This window comes from Affinundibacterium fentianense, from assembly GCF_018139545.1.
Classification (GTDB): domain Bacteria; phylum Pseudomonadota; class Gammaproteobacteria; order Burkholderiales; family Burkholderiaceae_D; genus Undibacterium; species Undibacterium fentianense.
The window spans coordinates 261,567-279,892 of sequence record NZ_JAGSPJ010000001.1 but is presented as its reverse complement, the minus strand read 5'-3'; the positions used below and the strand labels follow the sequence as shown (position 1 = coordinate 279,892).

15 protein-coding genes are annotated in these 18,326 nt (G+C 45.2%); 10 read left to right on the top strand and 5 right to left on the bottom strand.

What is annotated here, in order from left to right; all coding sequences use genetic code 11:
* Positions 1–16 precede the first annotated feature (16 nt).
* Positions 17–1,123: a cell division protein ZapE gene (gene zapE / locus KDM90_RS01205; protein WP_212673788.1), complete on the top strand. Its 1,107-nt coding sequence runs from the start codon at positions 17–19 to the stop codon at positions 1,121–1,123.
* Between the two features lie 420 nt (positions 1,124–1,543).
* Here the strand turns inward: zapE and KDM90_RS01200 are convergent, their stop codons facing one another.
* Positions 1,544–2,689 (bottom strand): pyridoxal phosphate-dependent aminotransferase, encoded by a 1,146-nt coding sequence (locus KDM90_RS01200; RefSeq protein ID WP_212673787.1) that lies wholly within the window; start codon positions 2,687–2,689, stop codon positions 1,544–1,546.
* Positions 2,690–2,980: 291 nt separating this feature from the next.
* Here KDM90_RS01200 and KDM90_RS01195 point away from each other — a divergent pair, with 291 nt between their 5' ends.
* Complete coding sequence (locus tag KDM90_RS01195) at positions 2,981–8,071, top strand: hypothetical protein (RefSeq protein ID WP_212673786.1); 5,091 nt, start codon at positions 2,981–2,983, stop codon at positions 8,069–8,071.
* A gap of 51 nt (positions 8,072–8,122) precedes the next feature.
* Here the strand turns inward: KDM90_RS01195 and KDM90_RS01190 are convergent, their stop codons facing one another.
* A complete protein-coding gene (locus tag KDM90_RS01190; protein WP_230409538.1) occupies positions 8,123–9,502 on the bottom strand; it encodes an ATP-binding protein in 1,380 nt (459 codons plus the stop codon).
* Positions 9,503–9,510: 8 nt separating this feature from the next.
* On the bottom strand, positions 9,511–10,236 hold the full coding sequence (gene ompR / locus KDM90_RS01185; RefSeq protein ID WP_212673785.1) for an osmolarity response regulator transcription factor OmpR: 726 nt from the start codon (positions 10,234–10,236) through the stop codon (positions 9,511–9,513).
* A 275-nt stretch (positions 10,237–10,511) separates the two neighbouring features.
* Here ompR and KDM90_RS01180 point away from each other — a divergent pair, with 275 nt between their 5' ends.
* A complete protein-coding gene (locus KDM90_RS01180; RefSeq protein WP_212673784.1) occupies positions 10,512–10,880 on the top strand; it encodes a hypothetical protein in 369 nt (122 codons plus the stop codon).
* Between the two features lie 82 nt (positions 10,881–10,962).
* Here the strand turns inward: KDM90_RS01180 and smpB are convergent, their stop codons facing one another.
* Positions 10,963–11,412, bottom strand: coding sequence for an SsrA-binding protein SmpB (smpB, locus tag KDM90_RS01175; protein WP_212673783.1), 450 nt, complete (start codon positions 11,410–11,412; stop codon positions 10,963–10,965).
* Between the two features lie 120 nt (positions 11,413–11,532).
* On the opposite strand from smpB, the gene KDM90_RS01170 reads away from it, so the two are divergent.
* Both KDM90_RS01170 and KDM90_RS01165 read left to right on the top strand, forming a co-directional pair.
* Positions 11,533–11,973 (top strand): type II toxin-antitoxin system RatA family toxin, encoded by a 441-nt coding sequence (locus tag KDM90_RS01170; protein WP_212673782.1) that lies wholly within the window; start codon positions 11,533–11,535, stop codon positions 11,971–11,973.
* Positions 11,970–12,278: an RnfH family protein gene (locus tag KDM90_RS01165; RefSeq protein WP_212673781.1), complete on the top strand. Its 309-nt coding sequence runs from the start codon at positions 11,970–11,972 to the stop codon at positions 12,276–12,278. Before KDM90_RS01170 ends, KDM90_RS01165 begins: the two co-directional genes overlap by 4 nt.
* A 10-nt stretch (positions 12,279–12,288) precedes the next feature.
* Here KDM90_RS01165 and KDM90_RS01160 read toward each other — a convergent pair whose 3' ends face one another.
* Complete coding sequence (locus KDM90_RS01160) at positions 12,289–12,786, bottom strand: DUF4124 domain-containing protein (protein WP_212673780.1); 498 nt, start codon at positions 12,784–12,786, stop codon at positions 12,289–12,291.
* A gap of 135 nt (positions 12,787–12,921) precedes the next feature.
* Here KDM90_RS01160 and guaB point away from each other — a divergent pair, with 135 nt between their 5' ends.
* The 5 genes from guaB to queD all read left to right on the top strand — a co-directional run bounded on the left by guaB (position 12,922) and on the right by queD (position 18,322).
* The gene (gene guaB / locus KDM90_RS01155) at positions 12,922–14,382 is read left to right on the top strand and encodes an IMP dehydrogenase (RefSeq protein WP_212673779.1); all 1,461 of its coding nucleotides are present in this window, start codon (positions 12,922–12,924) and stop codon (positions 14,380–14,382) included.
* Positions 14,383–14,436: 54 nt separating this feature from the next.
* Positions 14,437–15,486, top strand: coding sequence for a GGDEF domain-containing protein (locus KDM90_RS01150; protein ID WP_212673778.1), 1,050 nt, complete (start codon positions 14,437–14,439; stop codon positions 15,484–15,486).
* A gap of 86 nt (positions 15,487–15,572) precedes the next feature.
* A complete protein-coding gene (guaA, locus tag KDM90_RS01145; protein ID WP_212673777.1) occupies positions 15,573–17,165 on the top strand; it encodes a glutamine-hydrolyzing GMP synthase in 1,593 nt (530 codons plus the stop codon).
* Positions 17,166–17,171: 6 nt separating this feature from the next.
* On the top strand, positions 17,172–17,807 hold the full coding sequence (gene queE / locus KDM90_RS01140; protein ID WP_212673776.1) for a 7-carboxy-7-deazaguanine synthase: 636 nt from the start codon (positions 17,172–17,174) through the stop codon (positions 17,805–17,807).
* Positions 17,808–17,878: 71 nt separating this feature from the next.
* The gene (gene queD / locus KDM90_RS01135) at positions 17,879–18,322 is read left to right on the top strand and encodes a 6-carboxytetrahydropterin synthase QueD (protein ID WP_212673775.1); all 444 of its coding nucleotides are present in this window, start codon (positions 17,879–17,881) and stop codon (positions 18,320–18,322) included.
* Positions 18,323–18,326: the final 4 nt, after the last annotated feature.

Genomic DNA, 18,326 nt, shown 5'->3' with positions numbered 1-18,326 from the left:
TTTTCTGTGTAATCAAATGAATGTCAACGAGTTCTATCAGCATGCTATCTCCGAGCGAGGATTTCAAGCCGATGCTGCGCAAAAACGTGCGGTGGATCGCTTGCAACAAGCTTATGACGAGTGGGTTGAATTTAAATCAAAGCGTTCAAATCGATTGATCCGACTCATTAGTCGCCCTGAAGTCCCACGTGGTGTCTATATGTGGGGTGGCGTTGGTCGCGGTAAATCTTTCCTAATGGATAGTTTTTATTCCGTTGTACCCGTTGTACGAAAAACCCGATTACATTTTCATGAATTTATGCGTGCTGTCCACCGGGAGCTTGATGAGCTCCGAGGTGTTGCCGATCCATTAAATGAGGTAGCGTCGAGGATTGCTAAGAAATATCGTTTGATTTGCTTTGATGAATTCCATGTGTCCGATGTTGCAGATGCCATGTTGCTCTACAACTTGATGAAAGCCTTGTTTGATAATGGCGTATCATTTGTCATGACATCGAATTATCATCCTGACACGCTTTATCCAGATGGCCTCCATCGAGACAGAATGTTGCCAACAATAGCGCTGCTGCACGAGCGGCTTGATGTGATGAATGTTGATTCAGGCAATGATTATCGCAAGCGCGCTTTGGAGCAAGTCGAGGCATATTTGACGCCCCTTGGTGCTTCGACTGATGATGCCTTGAGGGCCGCCTATGCGAAATTGGCAGAAACGAAAGACGAAGATCCCCATGTTGACATTGAAGGTCGTCGGCTTAAGTCGTTGCGACGAGCAGGCACCACAATTTGGTTCGATTTTGCAACCTTATGCGGCGGACCCCGTTCTCAAAATGATTATTTAGAAATTGCCAGTCGCTTCCATACAGTCATTTTGTCATCGATTCCACAAATGTCAGCGGGTATGTCTTCAGAGGCGAGACGATTTACGTGGTTGATTGATGTATTTTACGACAATAAAGTGAAATTAATTATGTCGGCTGAAGTCGCGCCAGAATTGCTTTATATGCAAGGAACCTTGTCCAATGAGTTTCATCGTACCGTGTCACGCATAATAGAAATGCAGTCAAAAGACTATATGCGCGCTGATCAACGTGAAATCACAACAATGCTCGAGACTAAACACTGATTGACATAACGACATGCACAAATTGATCTACTCCAAAAAAATCATGTGGCGATTGCTTTGTGGATTTTTGTTTGCTTTTTTGCTAGGATCATTTGGGTCCGCAGCTGCACAGAACGGGCCAAAAATCGATGAGGTAATTGAATCTCTCGACAAAGAATTTTCTTTTGGCAGTATTCAAAGCCGTACAATTGCAGAACTGGCATTATCTAAATTAGCGCCAATACAAGCCCAGTTGCAACAAAGCATGCTGTCAGGCGAGGCAAGTTGCCTCGACGAATTTTTCACTAACGCATGTTTACAGAAGCTGCAGCTAAAACGACGCGAATCGCAGGAGATATTGCGTCGGATTAGCATTGAAGCAAAATCCTTTTTGCGAAGGCAAAGGGCAGAAAAACCAGTCCCACAAAATGGGGAATCAATCTAAATTTTAATGAGCCGCTCCAAGGCTCGCTCTAAAGTTGTCTTCTGTTTTGCAAAACAAAATCGTATAAGATGATTTTGCTTCTGCTCTTGATAGAACGCAGAAACAGGAATGGCGGCGACGCCAATATCGCTTGTCAGCCAACTTGCAAACTCCAATTCGCTTTCATTTGAAATAGCAGAATAATCAACGCATTGAAAATAGGTACCTTGAACCGGGAGTAATTTAAATCTACTTTCACTTAGTCCGTTTCGAAAGAAGTCGCGTTTTTCTTGATAGAAGTCCGAAAGCTCGGTGTATTTTCTTTCATCATTCATATAGGCAGCTAAACCATATTGCATAGGAGTGTTGACAGTAAATACATTGAATTGGTGAATTTTTCTGAACTCTTTAGTTAAAGCCTTTGGCGCTAATACGTAACCCACTTTCCAACCAGTTACATGATAGGTCTTTCCAAAGCTGGAGATGATGAAGCTTCGTTGTGCAAGTTCTGGATGTGATGCGACCGAGTAATGTGCCTTGCCGTCAAAAACCATGTGTTCATACACTTCGTCGGATATCAAGAGTATGTTTGTGCCGCGCAGTAGATTAGCGAGTTGTTCATAATCCGATTTTTCGAGTGTCACACCGGTGGGGTTGTGAGGGGAATTGACAATGATTAATCGCGTTTTCTTATTGATTTGTTTGGACAGTAAATCCCAATCAATTGAAAATTGACCTTCGTGTAAAGACATACTGAAGAGTACAGGAATTCCACCGGCTAACTCTATGCTCGGAATGTAGCTATCATAGGCTGGTTCAATCACGATCACCTCGTCGCCAGGGCGAACAACTGTCAAGATACTCGTCATAATGGCTTGAGTTGCACCTGCTGTGATGGTGATCTCATGATCCACATCATAATTGGCACCGTACAAAGTATAGGTCTTTTTCGCAATCGCGCTCCTCAGTGGCTCTATACCTGGCATGGGTGGATATTGATTGCAGTTCGCCAGCATTGCCCGATTGACCTCTTCAATCAGCTTAGGATCGCAGTGAAAATCTGGAAATCCTTGTCCTAAGTTAATGGCACGATGTTGCTGAGCCAGTGCCGACATAGTGGCAAATATGGTTGTTTTAACTTTTGGTAATTTTGATTCAATCATTTGTGATATTGGTTCAATGGATAGACTCTTTGTATCGGTAATATGAGGATTTTACCTTTGATTAGTTGCCGATAAAGTCAATCAATTAGATTCTCTATGCATATGCTCATTCCTGCACACCACATTTAGCATTCAAGTTAAATTCAAACCTCGAAATACGGGCAAATACCTATTCTTATTGAAGAATCGATTTACGCAATTATGTCGATAATGCTAGTCAGGTAAAAGCCGTCTCACCTAAGAGTTAAGATGAAACGAGCTCTCTGAACCGACTAATTCACGAGGTGTGCAATGAATGACAATCAAATGATTCTGAACCGACTCTCAATGGGGCCTGCGGGCCTTGCTGACCATCAAATGGATGGTGGAGATATCGTAAATGACGAAAACTTTGCGCATCACGCTCGCATTGATGTTCAGGGAATACGTGCGGCGATTGCGAGAGTAGAAGCAGAAGCCGAAGCACGTGCCGAGGTGAGTCAACAAACGCTCAGTCATCAAGAATCAACGGCTTTGAATTCACCCGAAGCCGCAACAATACTTCAAGAAGAAACAATCGAAATAGATCCAATGCTTCAGGAAGAAGCAAAGTTTCAAGCAGGATTACGTGCTCGCAACCAGCAAGAAGCGAAGAAAATGGTGCTTGAACAGATCAAAATTGACACCCAATTGAATTTCAAAGCAAAAGTTGAGGCTGATCAACTAGCCATTGAAACTGAAAATGCAAAACAATGGGCCGCAGAACGTGCTGCGGCCTCCTATGCGGCAAAACAAGAGGCGATAGAGCGTGCGCGTGTCGACGCAAAAATCGCAGAACAGGCGAGAGAACGTGAACGGCAAGAGCGTGAAGCGCGTTTGAATGCGGAACGGTTGGCAAAAATTCGCACTGAATCTCAGCAAATTAATCGCGAGCGTGATCAAGCCGAAGCGATTGCCCTAGAAGTTTCCTTAAGTCGAACACCATTGGAAATTCGGGCGCGAGAAGAAGCACGTGGCCGCGCCATTTTAGAAAAAGAATATGAAGCGATTGCTCAAGCGCGCGTGGAATCAGAACGTCGGGCAGCTGACGCAATTCAATTGCGTCTACAGGCAGAAGAGGCACTTCTCCAAGCTGCTTCACGTCGTGAATTGGCTGAAAAAACAGCTGCAGAAGCGGCACAAGCACGTAGCGAGGCCGAGGAAAAGATTCGCTACGCGACAGAATCACGAATTCAAGCAGAGAAAGAATTGCAATCGAAAGCACTGATGCGCGTCGAAACGGAGCAACATGCCGATGCAAACGCGCGTGCACGCTTGGAGGCAGAAGAGCAGGCCAACGAGGAAGCTAAACGCCGGCGCACTGCCGAAATGGAAGCCACATCCATCGCCAAGCAGCGGCGAGAAGAAGAGGAGCGTGCGCAAAAATATGCGAAAGAAAAAATTGCGTTAGAGCGCGAAGCTGTGCAACTCGCAAAAGAGAAAGCTGACGCTGAAAAGCAAGCTTTGGATGCGCTCGCGAAGCAAACAGAATATTTAAAGCAGGCGAATCTAGCAGCGAATTCTAAAGCCAAAAGCGTGATTGAATTGGCGAAAGCTGAGAAATTGCGTGCGGAAGCCGAACAACGTGCTGCGCAGGCGATTCAAGCGAAGGTGGAGGTGGAGAATAAAGTAAAGGAAGAAGCTGAGACGATTGCCAAAACCGAAGCGACGCAAGCCGAAGTCTTGAGCATGCAATTACAGGCGCAGCAAGCAATTCGTATCGCGCAAGAGACCAAAGTTGTTGCGGAAAAAATCGCGCTCGAACAAACTGTAGAGAACGTCAAGCTCGGTCAGCAGTTGGCGCAATTGGCTGTACAAAAAAATCAAGATACCCAAGCACTGTTGGAAGCGCAACAAAATCGCGTCGAAGCTGAAGCCAAAGCACTAGAATTGATTCAAGAGAAATTACTCACTGAGCAGCGTCGTGCAGACTCTGCGGAAAAGCTCCTGCTGGCATCGCAAGAGAGACTGGCGAGTGAGAAAGACGCTGAAGAGGCTGCAGCCGCACGCTTACAGGCTGAAGAAGCAGCGATCGCATTGGCCGCGGAAAAAGAGAAACTGGAGTGGGAGCAACAAAAAGCATTGGAAGAATGCAGCGTTGCTGAACGTCAAGCAATCGAACAAGCACAGTTACAGGCAGAGTTGCAGCGCAAAGCAGCTGCATTGGCATTATTAAAGGCACGTCAAGTTGTTGAGATGACGAAAGCAGAACAACTTCGCCTCGAGGCTGAACGCAATGCTGCAATGGCAAATCAAGAGAAATTAGAGGCCGAGCGCGCCGCGGCAGAGCAGGTCTTGGCCAGAGCAAAAGCAGATCGAGAACATGCTCAGATGCTCATTGCGCGTCAAGAAAAAGAAAAAGAATCGAAAATAGTTCGTCAGCAACTTTTAGAGGCGGAGCAACTACGTTTTCAAAAGATGACTGAACACGCAGAGTTGCAACGGCAAACCGCAAGCGTTGCGAAGTCGAAAGCCAATGAAGCGATTGAATTGACAAAATTAATGCGTCAACGAAGCAAGGAAGAAGCTCGCAAATTAGCGCTCATCGAACAAAAAAAGGATCTTGAACAGACTTTAATCGCGGAATTAACGGCGAAGGTGGAAGCTGAACAAAATGAAATTCGTTTGCAACAAGAGCGGTTAGAATCCGAACAAAAAATCCGTCAAACCATAGAGGATAGGGCCCGCGCCGAGCAAGAGTTGATCAAGCAAAACCAAGAAAAAGTCCAACTTGAAGCTCAGATCAAAGAAGCAACCGAATTGCGTGCGCAACGTGCATGTGAATTGGCTAATATTGAAAAAACGAAATTGCTGGCGCAACAAAATGCCCTAAAGACGCTAGAGGAAATCACTAGCTTGGAGTTGCAACAAAAAGAGGCTGCGATATTGGATCAGCAGTTGAAGCAGCAACGGCTTGAACAAGAACGGATCGCTGCGGCAGAAGCAGAGGCGAAACTCGCCTTGGAGCAAGAAAATGCCAAATTGGCTGAAGAGCGCGCAAATGCAGAAGCAAAAGCGAAGCAACTCGCAGCGGAGAAACAACAATTTGAACAAGAATTGCATGCCAAAGCGCACGCTTACGCTGATTTGCAGGATCAAGCACGGCAGGCTGTGATGCTAAAAAAGCAGCGAATTGCGGAGCTGGAAAAAACTGCGCAAGAGCGTCACGCCGCCGACTTAGCTCTAATCGCCAGTACGCAAGAAAAGGTAATCATCGAGCAAGAGGCACTCAAGACGATCCAAGAACAGCAAGAGATTGAAAAAGTAGCGTTGAAAAATGCAACAATTAATCTCGAAGTCGCTGCGCAAGCAGAGGAACATGCGCAGTTTGCGTTGAGCAAAGAGCTTGCCTTACATGAAGCATTGGCAGCGAATGCAGACGCGCAGAAAATTTTTGCCGATATGATGCAGCAACGAGTCGATGAAGAGCTAAAACTACATAGCTTGCATCAGGAACGAATTGAGAAAGAGAAAGCTGCCTTAAGTGCATTGGAATTCTCTCAGATTGCGGAAAAAAATGCGATTGACGAGGCGGAACGTTTGCAGAAATTAGAAGAAGAAAAAATGGCATTGGCGATCCTGCGGCAAAAGCAAGATGAACAGGCGAACTTCGAGTTGGCGCAATTAAATGCGGAAGAACAAAATTACTTAAATTTAGCTGCGAAAGAAAGTAAAGCACGTGAACATGCAACTGCAGCATTAGAGTTGAAAAATCAATCTCTAGCAGAATCGATTGCTGCTGCCGAAGAGCAAGCACAATTAGAGGCGCAATTAAATGCGCAGATTCAACAAAAAATTGAAGATGAGCAGCGCGCAATCATCGCTCTCAATGAGCGTCTGCGCTACGAAGCCATGTTAGCCGAAACAGAATCACAACGCGCCGAGGAAGAAGAATTGGCGAATCAATTGATTCAGCAAAAATTTGAGGCTGAAAATGCGCTATTGCTTGCTTCTCGTGAACATTCTGCTGCACAGAAAACAGCATTAAGCATTGTTGAATCACGTTTAAGCCAAGCGGAAGAACTGAAATCGCTTGAGGAACAAAGAATACGCCTAGAGTCTGATGAGCTTCGTTTAATTCAACAAAAAGTCGTCGCAGAACAGATTTTAGCGGAAGAAATGAATAAGCGTATTGCAACCGAGCAAGCCTATTTAGAGGAATGTGAGCGCCGAGTTTTAGCCGAACAGGAAGCAAAAATCGCCATCCAAAATCGCCTCGCTGCAGAGAATGAGGCGCTGGTTTTGGCACAGCAACAGATTCAGTTAAACGAAGCGCTAGCGAACACCGCGCAAGAGAATGTGAATGAAAGTTTGCAGCTGCAACAAGCGCAAATGAATCGTCTCGAAGTGGAAACCGAGTTGGCACGTAAACAGGAGGAACAAATTGCTCTCGAAGAAGCATTGTACGCAAGTCACCAAGCGGCATTGCGAGATGTAGAATTGAAATTGGAAGCAGAGTCGTTGATCTTAGAAGAATCAAAACGTCGCGCGGAACTCGAACATCAAGCTTTAGTTCAGGCGCAACAACGCTTAGAAGCTGAGCGTCAAGCGAGTGAGCGTGAGCAAACCAAATTCGAAGCGGAGTTGGCTTATACCTTGGCCGCAAACGCCAAAGCAGAACAAGATGAATTGGCAGCAGAGTTACTCGATTCGCATCGCGATGAGCAAGAACAAATTGTTCAATTGAATCGTGATAACGTACAAATGGAGGAACGTATTGCAAAACTATTGGCGGAGCAAATTCTTGAAGCGCAGCATGTACGTCAAGTGAATAAGGAACGTCTTCAACATGAAGAAGCGGCAAAATCACTCATGCAAGAACGCTTAGCGCAAGAGCAGGCCGGTCGAGAGTTAGCGCAGGCAAAGGTCCTGGAGGAGCAAGCATTACTGGATCATGCAAAGCAATTGGAAATGACTTTGCGCAATGAAGTGCAGCAACAGAAGCAATCAGCAGAAGAAATGCAACAACGCATCGAAGCAGAGAAGCAAGCGGCAGAAGCGTTAACGCAAGAATTATTAGACCGACTCACACTCGAGCAAGGCAAACATCAACAATGGTGCGATCGCGCTAAAGAAATCTTAAATGATGCGACAGTTGAAGTTGAGACGAATGACATAACTCCGATCGCGAAACGCCGTGGCTTGCGCTCGCCGGTTTTGTTTAGTGTCTTAATGAGTATTGGAATGGTTGGTGCGGCAAGCTGGGGCATGTTACAAGCACAGGCAAGTAATATTGCCATTTCAGAAAAACATGTTGTTCAATCTAAAGCAAAAGAAACTGCGCAGCAAAATCAACTTGTCGAACGCATGGAAGATTTGAAAATGAGTTATCAATTGCAAGCAAAAATGGGAAGCAGTAACTAGGACTAGACAACACTTCACATTCAAACTTTGCGCAGAAAAATGCCACGACCGTCAGATAGCGAGTCGTGGCATTTTTTTACCATGTTGAAATTCAATGCGAATTTCAAGGCCGCCTTGTTCGTGGTTCCGCATTTTCAAGTGCCCTCCATGACGCTTGATTATTCGGTCAACGATAGCCAGTCCTAAACCTGATCCGTTTGCTTGGCTTCGCGCGACTTCACCGCGTGTAAATGGCCGCAATAGACGTGGAATATCGTGCTCAGGAACGCCAGGTCCATGGTCTCTAAATATAAGGACGATTCCGCTGAGCGGTCCTGAATTCTGGGCCATGCAGGAAATTTCAATCACGACCTTCTCATTGAAATCTCTGCGCCCGTAGCGTAGCGCGTTTTGAACTAAGTTATTAACTAAACGCTGAAATTCGATCTCTAGGCCTGTTAGATATAAATCAGGTTCGATTTCTGAACTAAGTTCAATTTCAGGGTGATTCCTCAATTCTTCACATATTCGCTCTAACAACTCGCTTATGGGTATTCCATTAAATGTTGATTCATGTAAAGGTTTAGCGTAGTCGAGAAACTGTTGGATGATGCTATCCATTTGTTGGAGATCGGCATACATCGCGTTGCGCGTCTCTGGATCAAGTGCCGCCATCTCCAGCTCTAGCTGTAAGCGGGTGAGTGGGGTACGTAGGTCATGTGAAATACCAGCAAGAATCACCGTGCGATCAGATTCAATTCTTGCCAAATCTTGCATCATCTGGTTAAAACTGGTGTTCGTTTCACGAATCTCCCGAGCGCCCGATTCACTTAGAGGATTTGGCTGCTTGCCCTGTGCAAGTAGCCTTGCAGCGGCACTTAAATTAGAAAGGGGCTGGTTGATCCTACGAGAAATGAAGATTGCTGCGATCAAAGCGAAAACCATGCTGATGGTTGCCCAACCGAGAAATTGCCACCCTGATTCCGTTTGCAATCGGTCTTGCTCTAATTGCAGCCAATATTGGTCTTCGTCGATTTTAAAACTCACCCAAAAGCCGATTTCGCCATTGACACTTTTAGCAAATCGCGTTTGGCTTCCCAATTTTTGTTGTACTAATTTTCTTATTTCAACAAATATAGGATTTTCGTCAGCGGGTTCAATTTGATCGTTTTCCTCCAAAAGATAGATACGAATACCTTCGTTGCGTGCTAAGTCAATGAGCAGTTCTCGGCGTTTATCTGACGCAGAATGCGTCAGAGCAGCGCTAGTGATGGTGACAACTGAAATGATTTGACCAGATAGCTGTTGCGCACGTGGTTTGCGTTCAAGTAGCTTAATGCTAATAAACCACGCAGACATACTGGCAACAATCAAAGCGGCAAGCAGCAAAAAAGTGCGCCAAAACAGCCCACTATTGTACCAAGCGAGACGTTGAAAAAAGTTTCGCATCATGATTCGGATTAATTGCCTTGTCCATCTGGAATAAATACGTAGCCTAATCCCCAAACCGTTTGTATGTATTGGGGATTACTTGGGTCGATCTCAATTAATTTGCGTAGGCGAGAAATTTGTACATCGAGACTACGGTCAAACACTTCATACTCTCTGCCCCGAGCGAGCTCCATTAGTTTTTCACGCGACAGTGGCTGTCTTGCATGTCTTGCGAACACTTTCAGAACAGAAAATTCGCCAGTCGTTAAACTGATATTCTCACCGTTTTTCTTCAAGTGTCGTGTTGCAAGATCTAGCACAAAGTCACCAAATTGGAAGCTCTGCCCTTGTTCAGCTGGTGCACCAGGTGCTTCTTCGGGTACTCTTCGGCGCAATACGGCATGGATGCGCGCAAGCAATTCACGTGGATTAAAAGGCTTCGGCAAATAATCGTCAGCGCCCATTTCTAAACCGATAATACGATCGACTTCCTCGCCTTTCGCGGTCAACATGATAATGGGCGTATTGTCGCCACCACCACGCAATCGTCGACAAATCGACAATCCATCTTCACCAGGAAGCATTAAATCTAATACCAACAGATCGTAACGCTCGCGTATCCATAGTTTATTCATTGCCTGAGCGCTCTCTGCAACGACGACCTGAAACCCTTGTTCGCTTAGATAGCGTCGTAGTAGATCTCGTAGTCTTGAGTCGTCGTCTACGACCAAAATTCTTGCTTTGATATCCGTCATTTTGCCGCTCTTCTTTTGGGTTAACAAAGCTCGAATCTTACTGTGAAATTGCGAAGATGCGCTGATTCTTTCGACATGATTACAAAGTGTTACAGACCTTACATAAAAAACCGATTACTTTTTTATGTCTGACATTTAAAATACACCTTAGTCATTGAGGAACTTTTTATTATTTTGCTGTCAGAGTAGATTGCGTAGGGTTGTCATCTGTCGCAACGGTGGGATGGATAGTTTGTATTGGATAGTGTGATGGAAGATTGAGTGGATTGCCTATTGTGAGTAGCTTACGTCGTTTGATTTTGTTTTCGCTAACTAGTGTGTTCATTGTGAGTGGACAGGCGAGTGCTATTGCGCAACAACGCGAGCAGGACAATCGAGCGAGAGTCGAAAATCGTCGGCAAATTATTCGTGATTTCCAAGAATTCCGTGCCGCCCGCAAATTGGAACGGCAAAACGACAAAATGGAGCGGAATGCGGATCGTGAGCCTATCCGTCCATTGAAGCGCGAATTCCCAAACTTGCCTCCTATCGATGAGAAGGGCGAGAAACCATTTGCTAAAATGAATCGATTAAGCCCAGAAGAAAGAATGGCTTTGCGTCGACAAATTCGCGAGGCGCGTGAGGAAATCTATCTTCGACGGTAATTCCGGTCACAACATTTGCGATTCACAAGCGATCCGCCTAACGCGCGCGGGCGGGCGGGGCGAGAAAATCATCGTCCGCCACTTATCGTCGATGTTGTTTCATTATTTTTTGTTGCTCTCGGTGCCAATCACGTTCCTTCTCTGTTTCGCGTTTGTCGTGTTGTTTCTTGCCTTTTGCGAGCCCGATTTGACATTTTATACGGCCATTCAAATAGTGCATGTTGAGTGGCACCATCGTGTAGCCAGAACGTTCCACTTTCCCAATTAATTTCTTAATTTCTTCTGCGTTCAGGAGTAATTTTCTGGTGCGTACTGAGTCTGGGTGAATGTGCGTTGATGCTGTCGGTAAAGCGCCGATGTGCGCACCAAATAGAAAGATCTCGCCATTCTTGATGATGACATACGCCTCTTTTAACTGAACGCGTCCAGCACGAATAGCCTTTACCTCCCAGCCTTGTAAAACGATCCCTGCTTCATATTGGTCTTCGATGAAAAAATCATGAAAGGCTTTTTTATTGTCGGCGATACTCATGCTGTACTTTTATTTGTGTAATGACTTGCTGAGGAAAGACGCAAATTTTTGATTAATTGCGGAACAAGTCGGTGTTTCAGTTAAAATCGAGGTTGTGATCATATCAAATGACTTGAAATAATGGCAGTTGTTCAAAAAAATGTTCTCGTTCACTATAGTGTTGAACAAATGTTTGCGCTTGTTGAAAAGGTTGAAGACTACCCACTTTTTTTACCTTGGTGCGGAGGCGTGCATGTCGCAGAACGATCGGAGCAAACTTTAAAAGCTACATTATCCATCAATTACCATGGCATTAAACAAAGTTTTACGACGCAAAACTTAAATAAGCCACCGCACACAATGGAAATGACTTTGGTTGACGGTCCCTTCAAGCAGTTACATGGGGTATGGACATTCACGTCTTTACGTTCAGACGCCTGCAAGATCGAATTTCATTTGCGTTATGAGTTTTCAAGTAAATTACTTGAACATTTAATTGGTCCAGTTTTTGGGAAAATCACAAACAGCTTCGTTGATGCATTTTGCTCGCGTGCTGATCATGTCTATGGTCAAAAACCATGAGCGCATTGATTCACGTTCAGTTATGTTATTGCCCTCATGCTGGCAAACCGACTCTTATTGAATTCCATGTCTCGCCAACTTGTTCTATTGAACAATTCATAGCCAAACTTCCAGTCGAAATGGCTGCTGAAATCGACATTCAATTGAAGCGCAATGCAGTTTGGGCTGTATTTGGCAAAAAAAAGACGGAAGCCTACTGCTTGCGTGACGGTGACCGCCTAGAGTTGTGTGCCGCACTCATAGCGGACCCGATGAGTGCACGTCGGCATCGAGCTAAGCGCGAACATAAATCAGGCAAAATGTAGGGGCGCTTCGTTATTTACACTCTGCCAGCACGCGTTTTACGTCTGCCATTTCCTTTGTTCTCTGAGATTCGTCTAAAACGGTTCGTTCACCGTTTTTGTCTCGCGTCATCAGCAGTTGCCCCTCGTCCAAAGATTGCTTGTAAGCCTTTGCGCGGGTGCAATTTTTTTCCTTATCTTCCGCTTGTTGCTTATCTGATTCTGCCTTTTTCTCAGCCTCTTCGCGGGCTACTTTACGTTTGTTGAAATCTTCATTTTTGCTTGCGATCGTTGCAGGCTTTTCAAGTTTATTTGATTCATTCCTCTCAGACACTGTAGCAACTTCGGTAGCTTTTGGTGCATTACCCGGACTCTTGATGATTTTTTCTCGAGGAACACTTTTAGGTGGAGGTGAATCCGAATATTGCTTGACGCCTTTCTCGTTTAACCAAACGTATTGACCTAACACCGATTGTGAAACAAGGATGGATAGGGCGAAGCTAGATATCAAAATGGAGCGACTTTTTTGCATGATTTACTCAGTTTGGTTTCTGAAATTACATTTTTTATTGAATTATTTTTGAATAATTTAGGTGCAGTTTTACATGGAACGAGACGTATCGGCAAGTTTTCTGTATAATTTGCTTTTGCGCCTATAGGAAATACTATGCGTCTTCTTCAAAAAGCACTCACTTTCGATGATGTGTTGCTCGTCCCAGCATACTCAAATATTCTTCCCAAAGATACCTCTCTTGCGACGAATTTAACTCGAAACATCAAACTCAATATTCCTCTCGTATCGGCTGCGATGGACACCGTTACTGAAGCGCGCTTGGCGATAGCAATGGCGCAAGAAGGCGGTATTGGTATTATTCATAAAAATTTAACTGCTAAAGAGCAAGCACGCGAAGTAGCGAAAGTTAAACGATTTGAGTCAGGTGTGTTACGTGATCCAATCACGATTACACCGACCACGACAATTCGTGAAGTCATTGCAATGAGCCATCAACATGGCATCAGTGGTTTTCCCGTCGTAGAAGGCAAGACAGTGGTTGGTATTATCACTAATCGTGACTTGCGTTTCGAACAAGAGCTAGATGCAGAAGTCCGAGCAAAAATGACGCCACGTGAGAAACTGGTGTTCGTTAAGGAAGGTGCCGACTTAAGCGAAGCAAAACGTTTGATGAATAAACATCGACTTGAGCGTGTTTTGGTCGTCGATGACGCTTTTGAATTACGTGGTCTCATTACTGTAAAAGATATTCAAAAATCAACAGAGCATCCCTTCGCATCAAAAGATGATCAGGGTAAATTGCGCGTAGGTGCGGCTGTTGGAGTTGGCGCGGACAATGATGAACGCATCGATTTACTTGCTAAAGCAGGAGTCGATGTGATTGTTGTCGATACCGCACATGGGCATTCAAAAGGTGTACTCGATCGAGTTCGCTGGGTTAAGACTAATTATCCCCACATTGAAGTCATTGGTGGAAATATCGCCACGGCTGCTGCTGCTTTAGCTTTAGTTGAGCACGGTGCGGACGCCGTGAAAGTGGGTATCGGTCCTGGCTCAATTTGTACAACACGAATTGTTGCTGGTGTTGGCGTTCCACAAATTACAGCGATTGCCAATGTCGCGGATGCCTTGCGTGGTACCGGTGTTCCATGTATCGCCGACGGTGGCATTCGCTTCTCCGGTGACGTTTCGAAAGCATTGGCGGCAGGCGCGTCGACAGTGATGATGGGTAGTATGTTTGCTGGAACCGAAGAAGCTCCGGGTGAAGTGATTTTATTTCAGGGGCGTAGCTACAAATCTTATCGCGGTATGGGAAGCTTGGGGGCGATGGCAGACGGTTCAGCTGATCGCTATTTCCAAGATGCTGCAAATAATGCGGATAAATTGGTGCCCGAAGGTATTGAAGGACGTGTTCCATACAAAGGCAGCGTTTTGGCGATTTTATATCAGATGGTAGGTGGCGTTCGTTCCTCAATGGGATATTGTGGATGCGCATCGATTCAAGATTTGCACGAAAAAGCAGAATTCGTAGAAATTACCTCGGCCGGAATGCGTGAATCACATGTACATGATGTGCAAATTACCAAAGAGGCACCGAATTACCGAGCAGAATAAGGATGAGCTTCTTTTAGTTGAAGTACGCAACAACTTTTCAAAACGGAGCAATGGATGGCAACACCACTAGAAGGTGCCAGTCGTATGGATTTGTTTTCGGATGGTTCCGTATCGGTACGTGTTGATACAGAAAAATTCGAAGCAAAAATAGCTCGTTTTGAACGATTAGGAGTTCGATTATTTGACGTCGCAAATTGCATTGTGAGTTTTGGCAATTTACGCGAACGTTTTGATCGAAGTGAACAATCGATGGTTGTTATGGAGGCTGGGTTTTGCGAGTCATTGGGGTTTAGTGACGAAATTCGTGTTTTTACGAATTTGAATTTTGAAAATGATTTGGCGACTCATCCCTCTGTTAAAGGGGAACCCCATATTGTTTTTTGCGCCCAGCATCCAATTTTTGATAGCGCAAATCAGTGCATTGGAAATATCTACTTGATCGATTATCTCGAAAGAGATTTTGATGATGTGTCTCGGCTCTTATTGGCAGACTTGGCGGTCATGGTCGAACGAGAGATAGTAATGAATGCGATCAAGGCACAGTACAGTGAGTTGGTCAGGCAAGTTCGCAATCTAAAACGTGATGCCTTACTTGATCCCGTATTAGGAATGTGGAATCGGGCCGCAATAGCGCGTTCTTTAGGACTTGAGTTGGAGCGATGTCATAAAGCGGAGAAACCCTTATCATTGCTTTATATCAGCATCAATCAATACCAAGTAATAAAAGAGCGATTTGGTGGCAGTGTCGGCGATGCATTTTTACTCAAAGTAGCTAGTCGTATGCGATCCTGTATTCGTCCATTTGATGCTTTGGGACGATTCGAGAGTGATGCCTTCCTCATCGTGCTGCCTGGCGCATCAAATCTCGTCGCTTCGGCTGTTGCAGAGCGCATCAGACTAGCTATCGTATCGCGATCTGAGACTGTCGAACAGGATACTTTGGAAATTTCGATAAGCGTCGGTATTGCTTCGAGTAGTGTATTTCCAAACGTGGTTCCTGAAGCCTTGGTTGCCCACGCGGAAAAAGCCTTGCTGACTGCACGAAAATTGAATGGCAATCATATTGTTCAGGCAAAACCGGAACAGCCTGATATTAGCCTCTAAAGTAAGGTGTAAATAATTTTATTGTTTCGCCATTCTTAACTGTAAAGCCCTGAATTTTAACGATCATTAATGATTAGACTCGAATTATGCATTCAAAAATCCTTATCCTCGACTTCGGTTCCCAAGTTACCCAATTGATCGCTCGCCGTGTTCGTGATGCTGGCGTATTTTCTGAAGTTTATCCTTACGATGTCAGCGATGAATTCATTCGCAACTATGGCGCAGCTGGGATTATTTTGTCTGGCGGCCCAAGTAGTGTGACTGAAGGCGATACCCCACGTGCACCGTTGGCTGTATATGATGCTGGCGTGCCAGTTTTGGGAATTTGCTATGGTATGCAAACCATGGCTGAGCAGCTTGGTGGCAAAGTTGAAAATGGTAAGGTACGTGAATTTGGTTACGCTGAAGTGCGTGCGCGCAGTCATACCAAATTATTAGAAGGCATCAACGATTTCGTGACACCAGAAGGTCACGGCATGCTCAAGGTATGGATGAGCCACGGTGATAAAGTGAATGAAATGCCAGCCGGCTTTAAGTTGATGGCATCGACCGACAATTGCCCAATCGCGGCAATGGCGGATGAAGATCGTCGTTTTTATGCGGTGCAATTCCATCCAGAAGTTACGCACACGATTCAAGGTGAAGCGATTATTGGTCGCTTTGTGCATGATATCTGTGGCTGCAAGTCTGACTGGAATATGCCAGATTACATCTCTGAAGCAGTAGCGTCGATTCGCGCCCAAGTTGGCGACGATGAAGTGATTCTCGGTTTATCCGGTGGTGTCGATAGTAGCGTCGCGGCGGCATTGATCCATCGCGCTATTGGCGACAAATTGACTTGCGTCTTTGTCGATCACGGTCTGTTGCGCCTCGATGAAGGCAAGATGGTCATGGAAATGTTCGCGAACAATCTAGGTGTGAAGGTGATTCATGTCGATGCCACAGAACAGTTCATGGGGCATTTGGCGGGCGTTACTGATCCAGAAGCCAAGCGCAAAATCATCGGGCGTGAATTTGTCGAAGTATTCCAAGCAGAATCTGGCAAACTTAAGAACGCAAAATGGCTGGCGCAAGGCACGATTTATCCTGACGTGATTGAAAGCGCAGGCAAAGGCAAAAAAGGCTCACATACAATTAAGAGCCATCACAATGTCGGTGGGTTGCCAGATACTTTGAATCTGAAATTATTAGAACCACTGCGAGAATTGTTCAAAGATGAAGTGCGTAAATTGGGTGTGGCTTTAGGTTTGCCACATAGCATGGTGTATCGTCACCCATTCCCAGGCCCAGGTTTGGGCGTGCGTATTTTGGGTGAAGTCAAAAAAGATTTCGCCGATTTATTGCGCCGTGCTGACGCGATTTTTATCGAAGAATTACGTAATACTTACGTTGATCCGAACGCAGAAAAACCACAAACTTGGTATGACGCGACTAGCCAAGCATTTGCTGTGTTCTTACCTGTCAAATCGGTTGGCGTGATGGGTGATGGTCGTACTTATGAATATGTGGTGGCTTTGCGTGCTGTTCAAACACAAGACTTCATGACCGCGCATTGGGCACATTTGCCACATGAATTGTTGGGTAAAGTTTCCAATCGCATTATCAATGAAGTGCGTGGAATTAATCGTGTTGTCTACGATATTTCCGGAAAACCACCGGCGACAATCGAGTGGGAGTAATTTCTTTTGAGCTACAGCATTAAAGAAATTTTTTATACTTTACAGGGCGAGGGTACCCATGCTGGGCGTCCCGCTGTGTTTTGTCGTTTTGCTGGCTGTAATTTGTGGACCGGGCGTGAAGAAGACCGTAACTCGGCAGTATGCCAATTTTGCGATACCGATTTCGTTGGAACGGATGGCGATGGCGGTGGCAAGTTTAAGACGCCACAAGCTGTTGCCGCTCGAATTAATGCTTTATGGCCAGAGACGCACGAGGCAAGTAAGTTTGTGGTTTTTACCGGCGGCGAACCATTACTGCAACTCGATGAAGCTTTAATCGATGCGATGCACGATGTGGGCTTTGAAATTGCGATAGAAACCAACGGCACGATAGAAGTGCCGACTGGCGTGGATTGGATTTGTGTCAGCCCGAAAATGGGTTCGCAACTTGTGGTGCGCAAAGGCGATGAGCTGAAGGTCGTGATTCCGCAGTTGGGACAGGATTTAAAGGCGTACGAGGCGCTCGATTTCACCCATCATTATTTGCAAGCAATGGATGGGCCTTTATTGCAGGACAATCTGCATAAAGCCATCGATTATTGCAAAGCGCATCCAAAATGGAAATTGAGTTTGCAAACACATAAATTGCTGCAGATTCCTTAAATAATTTTTTATTAGCTGTCGACATAACGTGACTATGACGTTCTGTTTGACCTTATATTCACAGGCAATACATGTTAACCATTACCAGAAAAGTTGAATTCGACACCGGACATCGGATTCCCGATCACAACAGCCAATGCCGCAATTTGCATGGGCATCGCTATACCTTGTTGATTACCTTGACTGGTGATGTCGTCGAAAAAGACGGTGAGTCTGATAACGGCATGATCATGGATTTTGGTGATATTAAAGCACTCGCCAATAAACATCTGGTCGATCTTTGGGACCATGCATTTATTGTGTATGAAAAAGACACAGCGGTGCGTCAATTCTTAGAAAGCATGCCTGGACATAAAACGGTGGTAATCGATCGCGTTCCTACCGTTGAAAACTTGGCCAAAATCGCCTTCGATATGCTCAAAGATGTCTATCAGGATCGTTATGGTCGCCATTTATCTTTGACGAAAATCACGCTATACGAAACGCCTAATTGCTGGGCGGAAATTGACGGCTAAACAC